Annotated in this window: 10 protein-coding genes; 1 reads left to right on the forward strand and 9 read right to left on the reverse strand. The window is 66.7% G+C overall.

Annotation, left to right across the window (positions count from 1 at the left end):
- Nucleotides 1-21: 21 nt before the first annotated feature.
- The 5 genes from J3U95_RS04445 to J3U95_RS04465 are packed head-to-tail and all read right to left on the reverse strand — an operon-like array spanning nt 22 to nt 10,246.
- Nucleotides 22-1,107 (reverse strand): SGNH/GDSL hydrolase family protein, encoded by a 1,086-nt coding sequence (locus tag J3U95_RS04445; protein ID WP_208277453.1) that lies wholly within the window; start codon nt 1,105-1,107, stop codon nt 22-24.
- A gap of 47 nt (nt 1,108-1,154) precedes the next feature.
- The gene (locus J3U95_RS04450; RefSeq protein ID WP_229519638.1) at nt 1,155-4,031 is read right to left on the reverse strand and encodes a glycoside hydrolase family 31 protein; all 2,877 of its coding nucleotides are present in this window, start codon (nt 4,029-4,031) and stop codon (nt 1,155-1,157) included.
- Between the two features lie 31 nt (nt 4,032-4,062).
- Entirely contained in the window at nt 4,063-5,736 is a 1,674-nt protein-coding gene (locus J3U95_RS04455) for a GH35 family beta-galactosidase (protein ID WP_208277454.1), read from the reverse strand.
- Between the two features lie 32 nt (nt 5,737-5,768).
- Nucleotides 5,769-8,063 (reverse strand): glycoside hydrolase family 95 protein, encoded by a 2,295-nt coding sequence (locus tag J3U95_RS04460; RefSeq protein ID WP_208277455.1) that lies wholly within the window; start codon nt 8,061-8,063, stop codon nt 5,769-5,771.
- Nucleotides 8,060-10,246, reverse strand: coding sequence for a beta propeller repeat protein (locus tag J3U95_RS04465; RefSeq protein ID WP_208277456.1), 2,187 nt, complete (start codon nt 10,244-10,246; stop codon nt 8,060-8,062). The genes J3U95_RS04460 and J3U95_RS04465 overlap by 4 nt, the downstream gene beginning before the upstream one ends.
- 194 nt (nt 10,247-10,440) lie before the next feature.
- On the opposite strand from J3U95_RS04465, the gene J3U95_RS04470 reads away from it, so the two are divergent.
- Nucleotides 10,441-12,018 (forward strand): aldehyde dehydrogenase (NADP(+)), encoded by a 1,578-nt coding sequence (locus J3U95_RS04470; protein WP_208277457.1) that lies wholly within the window; start codon nt 10,441-10,443, stop codon nt 12,016-12,018.
- A gap of 22 nt (nt 12,019-12,040) precedes the next feature.
- Here J3U95_RS04470 and J3U95_RS04475 read toward each other — a convergent pair whose 3' ends face one another.
- From J3U95_RS04475 to xylB, 4 genes are all read right to left on the reverse strand, one after another.
- Nucleotides 12,041-13,183 carry a sugar ABC transporter permease gene (locus tag J3U95_RS04475; protein ID WP_208277458.1) on the reverse strand — a complete coding sequence of 381 codons (1,143 nt, stop codon included), beginning with the start codon at nt 13,181-13,183 and terminating at the stop codon, nt 12,041-12,043.
- A gap of 16 nt (nt 13,184-13,199) precedes the next feature.
- Nucleotides 13,200-14,723 carry a D-xylose ABC transporter ATP-binding protein gene (xylG, locus tag J3U95_RS04480; RefSeq protein WP_208277459.1) on the reverse strand — a complete coding sequence of 508 codons (1,524 nt, stop codon included), beginning with the start codon at nt 14,721-14,723 and terminating at the stop codon, nt 13,200-13,202.
- Between the two features lie 71 nt (nt 14,724-14,794).
- Nucleotides 14,795-15,790, reverse strand: a complete 996-nt coding sequence (gene xylF / locus J3U95_RS04485; RefSeq protein WP_229519653.1) for a D-xylose ABC transporter substrate-binding protein — start codon at nt 15,788-15,790, stop codon at nt 14,795-14,797.
- Nucleotides 15,791-15,875: 85 nt separating this feature from the next.
- Nucleotides 15,876-16,667, reverse strand: coding sequence for a D-xylose 1-dehydrogenase (gene xylB / locus J3U95_RS04490; protein ID WP_307728338.1), 792 nt, complete (start codon nt 16,665-16,667; stop codon nt 15,876-15,878).
- Nucleotides 16,668-16,724 lie beyond the last annotated feature (57 nt).

Raw genomic sequence — 16,724 nt, forward strand, 5'->3', positions numbered from 1 at the left:
CCGGCATGATACCGCACTCGCCTACCACCCCATTCTTTGCCGCACAAAAGTCGTCAGCATGTCGGCATTCGCCTGGTGCTGCGCCACCCGCGGGTGCTTGCCATAGCCGGTGAATGGGAAGAACAGCGTATCGATGCGCCGGTCGCCCGCTGCCTGGAGATTCCCGACCGCTGTCTTGACGTAGCCCGGCCACGGCGATCCGGCCCGGGTCGCATCCATGCTGCCGAGCGCACAGACGATATAGGCTTTCGGATACAGCGACCGCACACGCGCGACGAAGGCCTGGTAGGCCGCGATCCGCTGCGCCTCATCGGGTTCCGGCTGCAGCTTGTGGTCGCGCCCGATCAGCCAGCTGTCGTTCTGCATCAGGTTCACCACCACCACGTCCGGCGTCCAGCGCGAGAAATCCCAGCGGCTGTCGTTGTCGCCGACCGCGCTCAGCTGGTCATAAAAGTCCGGCATGGTGAACGGGAACCAGCTGATCATGATGCCGATGCCGCCCTGCGAGGTGAAATGCGCTTCGGCGCCGAGCTGGCGGGCCGCGATCGCGGCATAGGAGCGGTAGTTGTTCTTGTCCTTGCCGTGGTGGTCCTCGCCATCATCAGGGGCTTCGTTGCCCATGCCGCTGGTGATGGAGTCGCCGAAGAACTCGATCCGCCGTCCCGGCCTGGCCGGCGGCGCTTGCAATACCGCCTTGTCGTCCAGCTCCAGGCCGAGGAAGACGGTGGCGCCTTCCTCGCCCTCGGTGCGCTTGGTCAGCAGGAGCCGATGCGCGCCAGGCTTCAGCCCATTGGCGACCAGGTAGCGCTTCTTCCCCTTGTCGAGCTGCAGGATGATCGGGCGCTCGGTATCGCCGTCGAGGAAGACGTTGTAGTAGTTCTTGCCGTGCTGGTCGTCGAGGACGATGGACAGCGACGTGCCGGTGAAGGTGGCGGCCACCGACGTGCCGGGCCAGCTCAGTACCGGCGCACGGCGGTCGCGGAAATCGACTCGTCCGGTGTACTGCAGGCGCTGGTGGTCGGCCGCAACCGTCTCGAGCGCGCTGGCTGGCGCCAGCGCGAGGAGACCAGCCAGGACCAGGCCAGCCGCGTAAGGAATGATGTTCATGGGTCTCGGTCGAAAAAGCCGGGCGCGCGCACGCGCCCGGCCCATGATTACAGCTTGATGCTTACCGGCTTGCCGTCATAGACCACCGACTTGTCCGACGCATCCATGTCGGCCGCGGTCGACACGCCAGGCTTGATGACCCGCACGCGGAACTCGCGCTTCTCCACCATGCCCTGGTAGCGGCCGACACGCTCGCCGATCTGCACCACGCCGGCCTTGTCGTCGTAGCTGATCGGGATGCGGCTGGCTTCGCCGCGCTGGTAAGCGTTCGAAACGCCATCGTCCTCGTACAGGGTCGCCACGCCATTCGCGCCGGCGTAGACGAACACCGTCACCGGCGCATCCGGCTTCTCGTCGACGTACTGGGTCACCGGACCGGCGGTGATCAACGAACCCGCCTTGACGAACAGCGGCATGCGCTCGCGCGGCGCCTGGATGGTGCGGGTCGCGCCGCCCTGGTGGCGCTCGCCGGTGTGGAAGTCGTACCAGTCGGCGCCGGCCGGCAGGTAGACCTGGCGCTGGCGCGCCTTGTATTCATACACCGGCGCGACCAGGAACGAAGGCCCGAACATGTACTGGTCCTTGACGTTCTTGGCCTTGTCGTCGTTCGGGAAGTCCATCGCCAGGCCGCGCATGATTGTGCCCGAGCGGTAGTGGGTATCGGATGCGGCGGTATAAATATACGGCATCAGGCGGTAGCGCAGCTTCAGCCACCAGACCATATTGTCGCGCATCGCATCGTCGCCAGCGGCGATGTTATAGATTTCGCGCTTGACCACCTCGCCGTGCGAACGGAATAGCGGCGTGAAGGCACCGAACTGGAACCAGCGGTGGTTCAGCTCGCGCCACTCTTCCATGTCTTCCGGATTGGCCGCGGCGCGGCTGGTGACGCGGTTTTCCTGGGCCGAGCCGACGTCGCCGGTCTGGAACCGCACCTCCTGGGCATAGCCGCCGATGTCGTGGGTCCAGTTCGGGACGCCCGACATCGACATATTGGTGCCTGACGCGATCTGGTCGTACAGGTTGTTCCAGCGCCCGACCGTGTCGCCGCTCCACACCGCCACGGCGTTGCGCTGGATACCGGCGAAGCCCGAGCGCGACAGGATGAACTGGCGCTTGTCGGGCTGGTCGCGCTTGAGACCATCGATCATGGCGCCCGTGCTCACCAGGCTGTAGGGATTGAAGGTGATTTCGCCGGCGCCATACACGGTCGGTCCGATCAGCTGCTTGAAGTCTTCCAGGCGGCTGTTGGACAGCACGTCAGGTTCGGTATTGTCCATCCACCAGGCGTCGAAGCCCAGGTCGACCAGCTTTGTCTTCAGCTGGCGATAGTAGATCGCGCGCGCTTCCGGAGTGTACGGGTCGTAGTGGCTGTTCAGGTAACCCTTGCCGACCCAGTCGCGCGAGCCATTCTCAACGTTCTTGGTCCACATATAGCCCTTGGATGCGAACTCCTTGTAGTTGTCGGTATTGGCGTAGAACTTGCCCCACACCGACAGCATGATGCGGGCGTTCTGCTTGTGGACGGCATCGACCATGCCTTTCGGATCCGCGAAGCGGGTCTTGTCGAAGTCGTGCGAACCCCAGCCATCCTCGGGCCAGTAGAACCAGTCCTGGACGATGTTATCGAGCGGCCAGCCGCGCTTGCGGTATTCTCCCAGGGCGTCGAGCAGCTGCTGCTGGGTCTCGTAGCGCTGGCGCGACTGCCAGAAGCCATAGGCCCATTTCGGCATCATCGGCGCCTGGCCGGTCAGGTGGCGGTAGCCGGCGATCGCGCCGTCCATGCTGTCGGCGCTGATCACGTGGTAGTTGATCGCCTCGGCGATCTCGGACGACATGGTCAGCGAATGGCGCTCCGCGCTTGGGAGCGGGTTGTTGTGGGTGATGGCCACCATGCCGCCCGACGGCTTCCACTCGAGGTGCAGCTTGACCGGCTGGTTCTTGTCGAACTTGACCTCGAAGTTGTGGTACCACGGGTTCCAGCCCATGCGCCACACGTCCATCACTTCCTTGCCGTCCACCGTCAGCCTGGCGTAGTCCGACGAATAGAGCTGCATCTTGTGCACGCCCGGCTTGTCGCTGCTCATGGTGCCTTCCCATACCACGCGCACGTTCTTGAGGTCCTTGGCGGGCTTCAGCTCCTTCGGCCAGTTCTCGTCCACGTCCTTCAGGTACTGGTAATCGATGTCCTTTTCCTGGCGCGTCAGGGCCAGCTTGCCGTCGACGTAGTAGCGCGCGGTCAGGCCGGCCTGCTTGCCATCAAGGCTGCGCAGGACCAGGTCGCGCGACATGTGGTCGTAAGGCGTGGCATCGCCGAAGCGGGAGATCGAGTTGTTGTCCCACAGGAGGCCATAGCCCTTGTCCGACACCACGAAAGGCACGGCGGCAATCATATTGTGCTGGGCCAGCAGCACGTCTTCGCCGTTGTAGTTCATCTGGTTGTTCTGGTGCTGGCCCAGGCCGTAATAGGCGTCCTTCGTGCCGTGGTTGAAGCCCTGCTTGATCGCCAGGAACGGCTTTCCGCCGACGTCGACCGGCTTCATCGATTCCGATGCCTGGGCCAGGAAGCGCTTGCCGGCGGCGTCGAAGAACTGGACCTGGCCGTCCTTCAGGGACACGGTGGCCGCGATCTTGCCCGCCTTGAGCTGGACCTCGTCCGTCGCGGGCGTGACCATGAACGTGCATTTGTCGCCGCACGGCGCCGCCACCGTCATCAGCGAGGGCGTGAGCGTCTTGTTCTCCTCGGCGAGCTTCACGACCTGGATGATGTTATCGCTCATCAGATTCAGGCGCACCACCTTGGCGCCAGTATCGGGCCGCACGTCGATGCCGGTGGCGGTCTGTTGAAAAGTGCCCGCATGGGCCTGGAGCCCGGAGGCGAGGAACAGCACCGCGGCTGCCACCTGGGTCTGTCTCATACGCATACGCATTGTCGATCTCCTGTCTTCATCGTTGTTATTCCTGGTACGTCCCGAGCCTGACCTTCAGCACCACCGGTGTCGCCGGCAGATTGAGGCCATAGTCGGTCTGGTCGCCGTTCCAGTTGCGTTCCATCACCCAGCGGCCATTGGCGTCGAAACGCCCTTCCTCCACCCGCGCCAGCAGCGAGGGCTTGCCCGCGTTCGGGCCATCGCCCGCGAACTTGACCCGCGCCTGCTGGCCGACGAGCACGAACTCGTTCTCGCCGACCTGGGCGATGGCCACGCCGCCGCCCGGCTTCTCGGTTCCTTCCTTGTATTCGCTCTTGTCCTTCAGGTACTGGCGCTCGCCGAACTGGAATTCGCGGAACGACACGGTCGCCTTCCAGCCGTTCAGCGCCACCGTCTGCGGCGCGCGGTCGTCGCCCTCGGCCACGCCATGGGTGCGGCCCTCGAAGGCCCAGCGCGCCCACTGGCGCTGCATCGGCGCGAACACGCCGTACACGGTGGCGAAGGGTTCGATCATGCGGCGGTCGGTGTACTTCGAGCCCAGCGGGTAATTGCTGTACTTGAAGTAGTCGAGCCCGAACGGCGCCACGCCCAGGGCTCCCATGCCGACGATCTGGTACACATAGCGCGCATAGCCCGCCGCATTGCCCATCTCCGGCACCATCAGCGCGTTGTCCGGCCGCTGGTAGGACTTCAGCACCGCCGTCACCTTGTTCGATTCCGGCATGTAGATGTCGGGCGCCGCCAGGTCGATGTGCGGCGCGGCCGCCTTGTAGATGTCGATCACGTCCCAGGTCGGCCCGCCGCTGGCGAAGTTCGATTTCCACGGCGCCGCCGGCTTGCCGTCGAGCGAAGGCTCGCGCAGGGCGGCGTTGACGAACATCGGCAGGTCGTACACCGCGCGCCCGGCGCTGGCGATCGACTCGATATAGCTGGCGATGGCCCAGGAATGGAAGTACTGGTCGGCATAGTCGCCATACACCTGGCGCCAGGATCCTTGCGTCACGCCCGCGACCTTCGGCTTCTGGCGCGCCAGCACCGCGGCCGGCACCGGCTGGCGGAAGGCCGCCTCGGCGCGCTCTCCATGGTCGCGCGGGACGCCGTAGGTGCCCACCTCGTTCTCGACCTGCACCATGATCACGGTGCGGTGACCGCTGTCGATCTTCCTGATGTGCTCCATCATCTTGACGAAGGCGCGCCGATCGAGCGCGAGGGTCTCTTCGCCGAACGGCGAATGGCTGTAGACCGTCTTGCCGTCCTTGTCCTTCATGCGCGGAAAGCGGCTGTTATCGAACTTGACCCATTCCGGCAGGTAGCCCGGCCCCGTGTTCTTCCAGGTGCCGAACCAGACGATGACGAGCCTGATATCGTTTTCACGCGCTTGCGCAATCAAGGCGTCGAGGAAGCTGAAGTCGAATTCTCCTTCCTTCGGCTCCACCTGCTCCCAGGCGACCGGCATCTCGAGCGTATTGGCGTGCGCATCCTTCAACGCCGCCCACACCTTGGGCAAGGCGCCCGGATAGTTGCTGGAGTTATGGGCCTGGCCGGCGAGCATCAGGAACGGCGCGCCGTCCACCATCAGCGCGTGCCGGCCATCCTTTTCGACGAGGCGCGGCAGCTCGGGGTCGGCGGCGCTCGCGCCGGCGCTGGCCCACAAGAGGCAGAGCGGAGCAAGCGTGCGGACGAGTTGTTTCAAGGTCATGCTGGTCGTCTCCTTGGTTGTCATTCTTGTCGTTAGCGGAAGCGCGCCGCGTCCAGGCTGCGGCCCTGGCCCTTGGCCACATCGATCTCGATGCGCTTGGCGCCGTAGCGGACCTTGACTGGTCCACCCTTCCCGGCCACCGCCCGCACCGTGGCGTCCTGCAAGCGGCTATCGGCCCAGCGCAGGTCGACTTCATAGCCGCCCCGCGCACGCAATCCCTTCACCGAGCCGCGCGCCCAGGTCGATGGCAGCGCCGGCAGCAAGTGCAGTTCGCCGCCCTGCGATTGCAGCAGCATTTCGGCGATCGCGGCGGTGGCGCCGAAATTGCCGTCGATCTGGAACGGCGGATGGGCGTCGAGCAGGTTCGGATAGGTGCCGCCGGCATTGTTATGCTCCGAAAAGATGCCGGCCTGTTCGGCCGCACGCGCGCCCGGCGCCGCCAGCAGGCCACGCAGCATGCGATGGGCGCGGTCGCCGTCGTGCAGCCTGGCCCAGAACGCCATCTTCCACGCCATCGACCAGCCGGTCCCGGCGTCGCCGCGCGCTTCCAGCGTGCGGCGCGCGGCGCGGGCGAGGTCCGGCGTGCGCACGGCATCGATCTGGCGTCCCGGGAACAGCGCGAACAGGTGCGACACGTGGCGGTGGGTGTCGTGCGGCGTGTCGAGCACCGGGTCCTTCTTCTCTTCCAGCCATTCGAGCAGTTGTCCCCAGCTGCCGATGCGCGGGCCGGCGAGGCGGTCGCGCATGGCAGTCAGTGTTGCGCGCAGCTCCGGATCGACCTGCAGGATGCCGGCCGCCTCGACCGTATTGTTGAACAGGTCCCACACGATCTGCTGGTCGTAGGCGACGCCATCCTCGACCGGGCCGTGTTCCGGCGACCAGCCCTGCGGCGCGACCAGGCGCCCATCCGGCAGTTCCTTGAGGTAGTCCTGCCAGAAGGCGCTGGCCTCCTTCATCACCGGATAGGCCACCTCGCGCAGGAAGCGCTCGTCGCGGCTGAACGCATAGTGTTCCCAGAAGTGCTGGGCATACCAGGCGTTGCCGGTCTTGTTCCACAGGTAGTCCATGGCGCCGAAGGGATTCGATTCGGTGCGCAGGGTCCAGCCGCGCACCGGCCGGCCGTCGGCGCGGCCGAATTCGGCCGCGGTGGCGCGCCGCCACCTGGGCGCCACGCCGTTCACGAAATCGAAGAACGGCAAGGCCAGCTCGCCCAGGTTCGTCACCTCGGCCGGCCAGTAGTTCATCTGGATGTTGATATTGGTGTGATAGTCCGAATTCCACGGCGGCGTCAGGCTGTTGTTCCACAGGCCCTGCAGATTGGCCGGCAGCGAGCCGCGCGAGCTGGACGCCAGCAGGTAGCGGCCATATTGGAAGTACTGGGCCTCCAGCTCCGGATCGCCACCCGACTTCGTATAGGCGAGCAGCCGCGCATCGGTCGGCAGCGCGCGACGTTCCGCCGGCGTCTCGCCCAGGTCGATCGCCACACGTTTCAGCAGGCGCCCAACATCTTCGGCGTGTTCCTCGAGAAGCGCCGCCGGCGTTCGCTCAGCGGCCTTGTCCACCTGTGCGGTCACGCGCGCCAGCGGATGCCCGCCCTCGAAGTTGCGCGCGGCATCGAGCACATAACTGGTGCCGGCGCCCAGGATCAGGGTCAGGCCATCCGCGCCCGCGAAGGCGAGGCGCTCGCCGTCCGCGACCAGCTTGCCGCCATCGCTGACCACCTGCACCTGGCTGGCGTAGGACATCACGTTGGCGCTCGGCGCCTGGTCGGACGGCGCGAAGCCGGCCAAGGTGCCCGACGCATACAGGCGGCCGTTCGCCACCGCGAGATGGGCGCCATGGCGGTCGGTCAGGGCCACGGCGCCGGTGTAGCGGCCAGGCCGGTCGGCAGTCAGGCGCAGCACGATCACCTGGGCCGGGTAGCTCGCCCAGGCCTCGCGCCGGTAGCGCACGCCGCCATGCGTATAGGTCACCGTATGCACGCCGCGCTCGAGGTCGAGCGTGCGGCGGTACTCAAGCACGCCGCTCTCGTGGCCGGGCAGCTCGACCAGCAGGTCGCCGAAAGGCTGGAAGGCGCCCATGGTCCGGTCGTCGCCGGTCCACAACGTGATGTCATTGAACTGCAGGTGCTCGCGGCCTGGCTGGCCGAACACCATGGCCCCGATGCGGCCATTGCCGATCGGGAGCGCCTCTTTCTCCCAGCCCTGGTCATTGTCCTGGGCCGGCCGGTCGTAGCGCAGCACCATCTCGGGCGCTGCGACGGCGCACGTCGCCAGCGCGAAGGCACTGGCGCCCAGCAGGAGGCGCAGGCTAAAAAATATCTTCATGTCGGTCCCGGCCTTCCGTAGACGATGCCCCGCCCGGCGGTGCTCATGTAGACCACGCCGAAGCGGTTCATGTCGCCGACGATGAAGTGGCCGTCGCCTGGTCCGCCGTACTGGTGGGCGTCGTCATTGATGCGCTGCCAGCTGCGCCCGAGGTCGAGCGAGCGGTGAATGCCGCGCACGCCCTTGACGCTGCCCCAGATGTACACGGTCGGTTCAACCTTTCCCGGGGCGGCCTTGCCGAAACCGACCGCGCCGCAGTAGCCGACGCCGGCCACCGGCGCGAAGCTGGCGCCGCCATCGCGCGAGCGCACCAGGCCGCCGTCCTTGAGCGCCACCCACAGGTCGCCCTCGCGGCCCGGCAGCGCGCGGATCAGTGTCGAGCCGCCCGGCGGCAGGCTGGCGCGCGGCGCGAAGCTGGCGCCGGCGTCCAGGCTGGCCATCAACGCCTTGCCGTCATAGGCATAGAACACCTTCGGGTCGACGGGATCGGCGACGGCGCGCAGGTCCCGGCCGGCCAGGCCCGCCACCCGCGTCCAGCTGGCGCCATCGTCGGCCGAACGATACAGGGTCGAGGAGCCCTGCGGCGCATGGATGAGGGTCGCGCCATCGCTCGACATCGCGACCTTCCCGCGCTTGCCCTGCAGCGCCGGCGTCTGCGTCCAGGTCATGCCGCCGTCGCGCGTGATGAGCATCGCGTCCCCCACCCGCACCACGCTGCCCGGGCGGCGGGCGGCGGCATCGAGCCCGGTGGTGGTGCCGATCTCGGGCCGGTGGATGCGTCCCGGGCGCGCCGGATCGTCATGCACGAAGCCGTCGTAGTCGCCGATGGCCGAAACCAGCGGCGCACCCGGCAGGCTGACCAGGCCGAGCGGCACCGTCTCTTCCAGGCCTTTCACGGTGAAGGTCCAGGTGGCGGGAGTCGCGTCGATATCGGGCGTGCGGAACACCCCGTTGCCGGACGTGACCCACACCGCGCGCGGGTCGAGCGGATCGAATTCGACCGAGCCAGCCCAGTGGATCGCATGGCCATCGAGCCAGGGCACGCCGGCCGCGTCGCGCTGGAAGCCGCGTGCGATCACGTCGACCCAGTTGGCGCCGGCATCGGTCGACACGAAAATGCGGTCGCCGCGCGCATCGCCCTGGGCGATGAAGGTATTGATGGTGGAGACCACCAGCCGCCTGGGGTTGCGCGGATCGACGCTGATCCCGGCGAACGGCCGGTTCGATCCCACCGGCGTCACATTGCGCCAGGCGCCGCCGGCAATTTCGTATTGCCACACCTGGCCGCGGTCGATCGGCTCGCTGGCGCTCTTGTCCGGGTGCGGGCCAGCGCCGTTGGCATAGGTGATGTACAGCTTGCCGGCGCCGTCGAAGGCCGCGCGCTGCGGCATCAGGCCGGCCGGGCTTCCCGCCACCGGCACGAAGGTCGCGCCGGCGTCGTCGCTGCGGTACAGGTTCGGGCCGACGCTGCCGAAGCGCGATACGCCGACGAACAGGCGCTGCGCGCGGCCGTTCTTCACGCTGGCGGGGTCGGGCAGCACGATGTTCAGGCCCACGTCGTTGGGCGTCGTGGTTACCGCCAGCGCCCGGTTGCGCTGCCAGGTGGCGCCAGAGTCGGCGCTCTCGAACAGGCCATCGCGGCGCGAGCCGAGGTAGAGGCGCTTGCTGGCGCCCGGATCGACGGCCAGCCGCTCACCGCCCTGGCGCCCGAAGCCGTTGCCGTGGGTCTTGAACTGATGGCTGACGTCGATCACGTCGAAGGTCTTGCCGTAATCGTTCGAGCGCAGGATGGCGGTCCGTCCGCCGTTCAGGTAGGCGATCCCCGCCAGCAGCCACACCCTGGAGGCGTTGTCGGGATCGATCGCCAGCGCGTCGATGCCCAGGAAGCCCGTCTGGTCCTCACCCACCCAATCGAGCAGCGGCGTCCAGCGGCCTTCTTTTGCCCGCCACAGATACGCGCCGCCGACGTCGGTGCGGGCGTACGCGACGCCCGGTTCGCTGCGGCTGGGCACGATCGCGGTCACGAAGCCGCCGCCGCCAATGGTGACGCTGTCCCAGACATAGCTGGCGCCGTCCTGGACGACAGGGGCGGCCATGGCCACGGCGGCGACGCACACGGTCGCAACCACACCCATGGTCGAGCGCCAACCCATGACGGGTCGACGGGCGATCGTGGTACGCATCTTGTCTCCTGCCTGTCTTTATTATTAGCTTGCTGGCAACCATGCTAATCAATACAGGAGACGCTTGCAACTAAAATGTTCGCGCTAACAGAAAACGTTATCATTTAGGCTGAATGTTCTATCGACGATCCCGCAACAGCGCCTGATTGCGTATGACATCAACAACCCAACCAATTCCAACTAGGAGATCCACCATGAATATCAGCGGCGAAATGATCATCGGCCACCAGATCCTGCGCGGCAGCGCCGGCGTCGTCCGCGCCTACGATCCCGCCAAGAAGCAAAACCTGGAACCCGAATTCGGCCTGGCGACGCCGTCCGACCTGGCCCGCGCCTGCGAACTGGCCGATGCCGCCGTCGAGCCCTATCGCGCCCTGCCCCTGGAACAGCGCGCACGCTTCCTGGAGACGATCGCCCAGCGCATCCTCGACCTGGGCCCGCTGCTGATCGAACGCGCCGGCCAGGAAAGCGGCTTGCCGGCGGCCCGCCTCGAGGGCGAGCGCGGCCGCACCGTGAACCAATTGCGCCTGTTCGCCAAGGTGGTCCGCGACGGCCACTTCCTGGAAGCGACCCTGGATTCGGCCCTGCCCGAGCGCACCCCGCCCCGCCCCGACCTGCGCATGCGCAAGATCCCGCTCGGCGCGGTCGCCGTCTTCGGCGCCAGCAACTTCCCGCTCGCGTTCTCGGTGGCCGGTGGCGACACCGCATCAAGCCTGGCTGCCGGCTGCCCGGTCGTGGTCAAGGCCCACAACGCCCACCTCGGCACCTCGGAGCTGGTCGGCAAGGCCGTGCTGCAGGCGGCCCTCGAATGCGGCATGCCGGAAGGCGTGTTCTCGCTGCTGATCGGCGAAGGCAATCAGATCGGCGGCGACCTGGTGAGCCATCCGGCGATCCGCGCCGTCGGCTTCACCGGCTCGCGCGGAGGCGGCCTGGCGCTGGCCCAGATCGCCGCCAAGCGCAAGGAACCGATTCCCGTGTATGCCGAGATGAGCAGCATCAATCCGGTCTACCTGCTGCCGGGCGCATTGGAAGCGGGTGGCGCCAGGCTGGCTGGCGCCTTCGTCGATTCGCTGACCCTGGGCGTCGGCCAGTTCTGCACCAACCCGGGCCTGGTGATCGGCCTGGCAGGCCCGCAGCTCGACGCCTTCCGCGACGCCGCCGCTGCCGCGCTGCAGCTCAAGCCGGCCGGCACCATGCTCACGGCCGGCATCCATCAGGCCTACGACAACGCCACGGCCAAGCGCGCGGGCGTCAGCGGCGTACAGCTGGTGGCGAACGGCAGCCAGGAAGGCCCCGGCTGCGCCGCGCGCGCCGCCCTCTACCAGTGCGACGCCGCGACCTTCCTCGCCAACCCGGCGCTGGAAGAAGAAATCTTCGGACCGGTGTCCCTGATGATCGCCTGCCGCACTGAAGACGAGATCCTGGCCGTGACCCGCCACCTCGAGGGCCAGCTGACCGCCACCGTGCACGCGGTGGAGAGCGACCATGCACTGGCCGGCGCCCTGCTGCCGCTGCTGGAGCGCAAGGTGGGCCGCATCCTGTTCAACGGCTTCCCGACCGGCGTCGAGGTGTCGTATGCGATGGTGCACGGCGGCCCGTTCCCGGCGACCTCGGATGCGCGCAGCACCTCGGTCGGCGCCACTGCGATCGAGCGCTTCCTGCGTCCGGTGTGCTACCAGGACGTGCCGGCCGACCTGCTGCCGGAAGCCCTGCAAGACGGCAATCCGCTCGGCCTGGTGCGCCTGGTGGATGGTGAAGTGAAGCTGGCGTAATCGCCAGCCACGTGGCCGCGCGTCAGCGGGTATTGCTGCGCGTGGCCACGTCCAGCCACACGGCCAGGGTCAGGATCAGGCCCTTGACGATCATCTGCCAGTAGGCGTCGACGTCGAGCATCGACATGCCGTTGTCCAGGCTGGCCATCACCAGCGCGCCAACCAGGGCGCCGTGCACGGTGCCGGCGCCGCCGCGCATCGAGGTGCCGCCAATGAAACAGGCCGCGATCACGTCCAGCTCCGCCGACACGCCGGCCGACGGCGAGCCGGCCGCCAGGCGCGCGGTATTGATCAGGCCTGCCAGCGCGCACATCAGCCCCATCAGGCCGAAGATCCACAATTTCACCTTGCGCACGTCGATGCCGGACAGGCGGGTCGCCTCCATATTACTGCCCACCGCATAGATGCGGCGGCCGAACACGGTCTGGCGCGCGATGTAGCTGAACACGCCCAGCAGGGTCAGGAGGATCAGCACCGGCAGCGGAATGCCCTCGTAACTGTTGAAGGTGGAGATCAGGCCGGCCAGCGCTGCGCCAACCAGCGCCACGCGAGCCACCGAGCGCCACAACGCGATTACCGGTAAACCATGACGCGCCTGGTTGACCCGCTGGCGCCAGGCCAGCACGCCGGCCAGCGCCAACAGCAGCACGCCGAGTCCAATCCCCCATGCCGGCGGCAGATAGGCCTGACCGATCTGCTCGAAGCCCGGCGAGACCGGCGCCACGGTGGCGCCGTCGGTCAGTCCCAGCACCACGCCACGGTAGGCCAGCATGCCGCCAAGTCCGACGATGAACGACGGTATGCCCGCATACGCCGTCAGATAGCCGTTGAGGAAGCCGCACATCAAGCCCGCGCCCAGCACCACCGCGATCGACAGCGGCAGCGGCATGCCGTGGGTGACGTCGAGCACCGCCGCCATCCCGCCCAGCAGGCCCAGAAGCGAACCGATCGACAGGTCGATCTCGCCGGCGATGATGACGAACACCATGCCGCAGGCCAGGATGCCGGTGATCGACATCTGGCGCATCAGGTTCGAGACGTTGCGCGCCGAGGTGAAGCCGCCCTCGGTCATCCAGTGGAAGAAGGTCCAGATCAGGGCGACCGCCACCAGCAGCGCCAGGATTTTATATTGGGTGAACAGCCGCTTGAGTGTCGTTGTATCCATGGATGTCGTTTGCTTGTCAGGCCTGGCCCAGGGCGGCGGCCAGCACCGTCTCCTGGCTCAGGCCATCGTTGATGAATTCTCCGCGCAGCTTGCCTTCGCCCAGCACCAGCACGCGGTCGGACACGCCCAGCACCTCGGCCAGCTCGGACGAGACCATGACGATGGCGATGCCCTGGGCCGCCAGTTCCAGCATCAGGCGATAGATCTCGAACTTGGCGCCGACGTCGACGCCGCGCGTCGGCTCGTCGAGGATCAGCACCTTCGGCCCGGTCAGCAGCATCCGGGCCAGCACCGCCTTCTGCTGGTTGCCGCCCGAGAGCGCCGTGATCGGCAACGCGGGGCTGGCGGTCTTGAGCGCCAGGCGCCCGATCTGTTCGCCAATCGCGCTGGCTTCCTCGCCGTCGTCGATGCGGGTCAGGTGCGCATAGCGCTGCAGCACCGACAGCGTGATGTTTTCGCCCACCGACAGGTCACGCACGATGCCGTGGTGCTTGCGGTCCTCGGGCACCAGGGCGAAGCCGGCGCGGATCGCCTTCAAGGGGTCCGAGGTGTCGACTTTTTGCCCTTCGAGCCAGACCTCGCCCTCGTGGCGGCCCGGATAGGCGCCGAAGATCGCCGTCACCAGCTCGGTGCGGCCGGCGCCGACGATGCCGGCGATGCCGAGGATCTCGCCGCGGCGCACCTGGAACGAGACGTCGTCCACCTTCTTGCGGCGCGGATTCTCGGGGTCGTAGCAGGTGATGTGGCGCGCCTCCATCACGACTTCGCCGATGTCATGCGGTAGCAGCGGATACATCTGGTTCATCTCGCGCCCGCACATCTGGGCGATAATCCGGTCCACGCTCATCTGCGGCATCGGCGTGGTGGCAATGTGCTTGCCGTCACGGATGACGACGATGGTGTCGCAGATGGCCGCTACCTCCTCGAGCTTGTGCGAGATGTAGACGCAGGCCACGCCGCGCGCCTTCAGGTCGCGCACCGTCTCGAGCAGCACGTCGATCTCGGAGGCGCTGAGCGAAGCCGACGGCTCGTCGAGAATCAGCAGCCGCGCATTCTTGTTCAGCGCCTTGCCGATCTCGATCAGCTGCTGGTGACCGCCGCCGTAGTGCTTCACCGGCAGCACCACGTTCACGTCCGGCAGGCGCAGGCCGCGCAGGATTTCCTCGGCGCGCCGGTTCATCGCCGGATAGTCGAGCCGGCCGCCGGGCAAGGTGATCTCGTTCCCCAGGAAGATGTTCTCGGCGACCGACAGCTCGGGCACCAGCATCAGTTCCTGGTGGATGATGATGATCCCCGCTTCTTCGGTCTCGCGCACCGAGCGCGCACGGAGCGGCTGGCCGTCCCACAGGATCTCGCCATCCCAGCTGCCGTGCGGGTAGACCGCCGACAGCACTTTCATCAGGGTCGACTTGCCGGCCCCGTTCTCGCCGCACAGGCCGACGCACTCGCCTGGCCGGATCGCCAGGTCGATGCCGTCCAGCGCCGGTACCCCGTCGAATCGCTTGGCGATTCCCTTCATTTCAAGCAGATAGCCCGACATCGCAAGACTTCCAAGGCGTGAAAAAATCCCCGGACCGCGGTAGCGGGCACGGGGAAAGGAGAGATCCGGACTTATTTGCCGGCCAGCTGGCCCTGGGTATAGAACCCGTCCTTCACCAGCATGTCGACGTTCGACTTGGTCAGCAGTATGGGTTTGAGCAGGACGGTGCTGACCTGCTTGTAGCCATTGTTGATCTGCGAGTTATAGGCCGGCTTTTCATTGCGCACCAGCTGCACGGCGAGAAGGGCGGCGCTGGTGGCGATGGTCTTGAGCGGCTTGTAGACCGTCATGGCCTGGGTGCCGGCGATCACGCGGCGCACCCCGGCCAGGTCGGCGTCCTGGCCGGATACCGGCACCTTGCCGGCCAGCTTCTGCGCGGCCAGCGCCTGGATCGCGCCGCCGGCGGTGGCGTCGTTGGACGCGACCACGGCGTCGATCTTGTTGCCGTTGGCGGTGAGCGCATTCTCCACGATCGACATCGCCGCCGATGCGCTCCAGTCCTTGACCCACTGGCTGCCGACCACCTTGATGTCGCCCTTGTCGATCAGCGGCTGCAGCACCTTCATCTGGCCTTCGCGCAGGATCTTGGCGTTGTTGTCGGTGGGCGCCCCGCCCAGCAGGTAGTAGTTACCCTTCGGTTTGAGGCCGACGATCGACTGCGCCTGCAGCTCGCCCACCGCCTTGTTGTCGAACGAGATGTAGGCGTCGACGTCGGCATTGAGGATCAGGCGGTCGTACGACAGCACCTTGATTTTCGCCTTCTTCGCTTCGCGGATCGCATTGTTCAACACCGTGGCGTTATAGGGAACGATCACCAGCACGTCGACGCCGCGTGAGATCAGGTTCTCGATCTGCGCGATCTGGCGCTGCTCGCTGGCGTCGGCCGATTGCACATAGACCTTGGCGCCGAGCTTCTCGGCGGCGCCGATGAAGTAATCGCGGTCGCGCGTCCAGCGCTCGAGGCGCAAGTCGTCGATCGAGAAGCCGATCTTGGGATTTTTGGCGTCGGCCATGCTCAGGCCGGATGCGAACAGCAGCGCGCAACCGAGTCCGATGGCGACGCCCATCTTCGTGAAGCCTTGTTTCATCGTTGTCTCCTTTATTGTCGGCGCGCGCGCTTGCGCGATGCGCCGTATTGACATTCTATTCGAGTCACGCGCCGTACCAGCCAGCGTCGACGAAGTATTCGCGTCCGCTGCAGCGGCGCGCATTGTTCGAAGCCAGGAACAGCGACAGCGCCGCCACGTCCTGCATCTCGACGCGCGCCGGCAGGCACTGGCCGGCCAGGATGCGGTTTTCTTCTTCTGGCGTATGCCACAACGCTTGCTGGCGCGGGGTGCGCACGGCGCCAGGCACCACGGTGTTGACGCGGATATGGTCAGGCCCGAGGTCGCGCGCCAGCGCACGACTGAGGCCCTCGATCGCGGCCTTGGCCGTCATGTACAGCGCCAGCTCGGTGTGCGGCAGGTGCCAGGAAATCGACCCGAAGTTGAGGATCACGCCGCCCTGCTGGCGCCGCATCGAATCGACTGCCGCCTGGGCGCAGAAGAACTGGTGGCGCAGGTTGACCGCCATCCGGTTTTCCCAGTATGCCGGCGTCACGGCTTCGATGTGGTGGCGGTCGTCGTTGGCGGCATTATTGAGAAGGATGTCGATGCCACCAAGCTCCCCCTCGATGGCGGCGAAGCTCGCGGCCAGTGCATCGAGGTCGGCCAGGTCGCAGTGCAGGAAACGCGGCGCATGCGGCGCGGCCTGGAGCGCCGCGGCCAGGGCCTGGCCCGGGGCTTGCGCGATGTCGAGGAACCAGACCCGCGCCCCCTGGCCGGCGAAGGCCCGGACCAGTTCACTACCGATCCCCGAGCCGCCCCCGGTGATCACGACCCGCTTGTCGCGCAGGTCCGGATAGGTCGCGTAGCCCAGCGTCGGGGCGGCGGCTGCCGTCATGGTCGTCTCCAGATTATTCTGAGTATTATGGATGCACAGGACACTCCCTTAACAGGA

The sequence above is a fragment of the Massilia oculi genome, from assembly GCF_017582745.1.
GTDB classification, from domain to species: Bacteria; Pseudomonadota; Gammaproteobacteria; order Burkholderiales; family Burkholderiaceae_D; genus Telluria; species Telluria oculi_A.

Bases quoted from the DNA above. Each gene is read 5' to 3' on its own strand.
- J3U95_RS04470 (WP_208277457.1), top strand. From the start codon at position 10,441: ATGAATATCAGCGGCGAAATGATCATCGGCCACCAGATCCTGCGCGGC.
- J3U95_RS04445 (WP_208277453.1), bottom strand. From the start codon at position 1,107: ATGAACATCATTCCTTACGCGGCTGGCCTGGTCCTGGCTGGTCTCCTC.
- J3U95_RS04455 (WP_208277454.1), bottom strand. From the start codon at position 5,736: ATGACCTTGAAACAACTCGTCCGCACGCTTGCTCCGCTCTGCCTCTTG.
- J3U95_RS04465 (WP_208277456.1), bottom strand. From the start codon at position 10,246: ATGCGTACCACGATCGCCCGTCGACCCGTCATGGGTTGGCGCTCGACC.
- J3U95_RS04475 (WP_208277458.1), bottom strand. From the start codon at position 13,183: ATGGATACAACGACACTCAAGCGGCTGTTCACCCAATATAAAATCCTG.
- J3U95_RS04460 (WP_208277455.1), bottom strand. From the start codon at position 8,063: ATGAAGATATTTTTTAGCCTGCGCCTCCTGCTGGGCGCCAGTGCCTTC.
- xylG (WP_208277459.1), bottom strand. From the start codon at position 14,723: ATGTCGGGCTATCTGCTTGAAATGAAGGGAATCGCCAAGCGATTCGAC.
- xylB (WP_307728338.1), bottom strand. From the start codon at position 16,667: ATGACGGCAGCCGCCGCCCCGACGCTGGGCTACGCGACCTATCCGGAC.
- J3U95_RS04450 (WP_229519638.1), bottom strand. From the start codon at position 4,031: ATGCGTATGAGACAGACCCAGGTGGCAGCCGCGGTGCTGTTCCTCGCC.
- xylF (WP_229519653.1), bottom strand. From the start codon at position 15,790: ATGGGCGTCGCCATCGGACTCGGTTGCGCGCTGCTGTTCGCATCCGGC.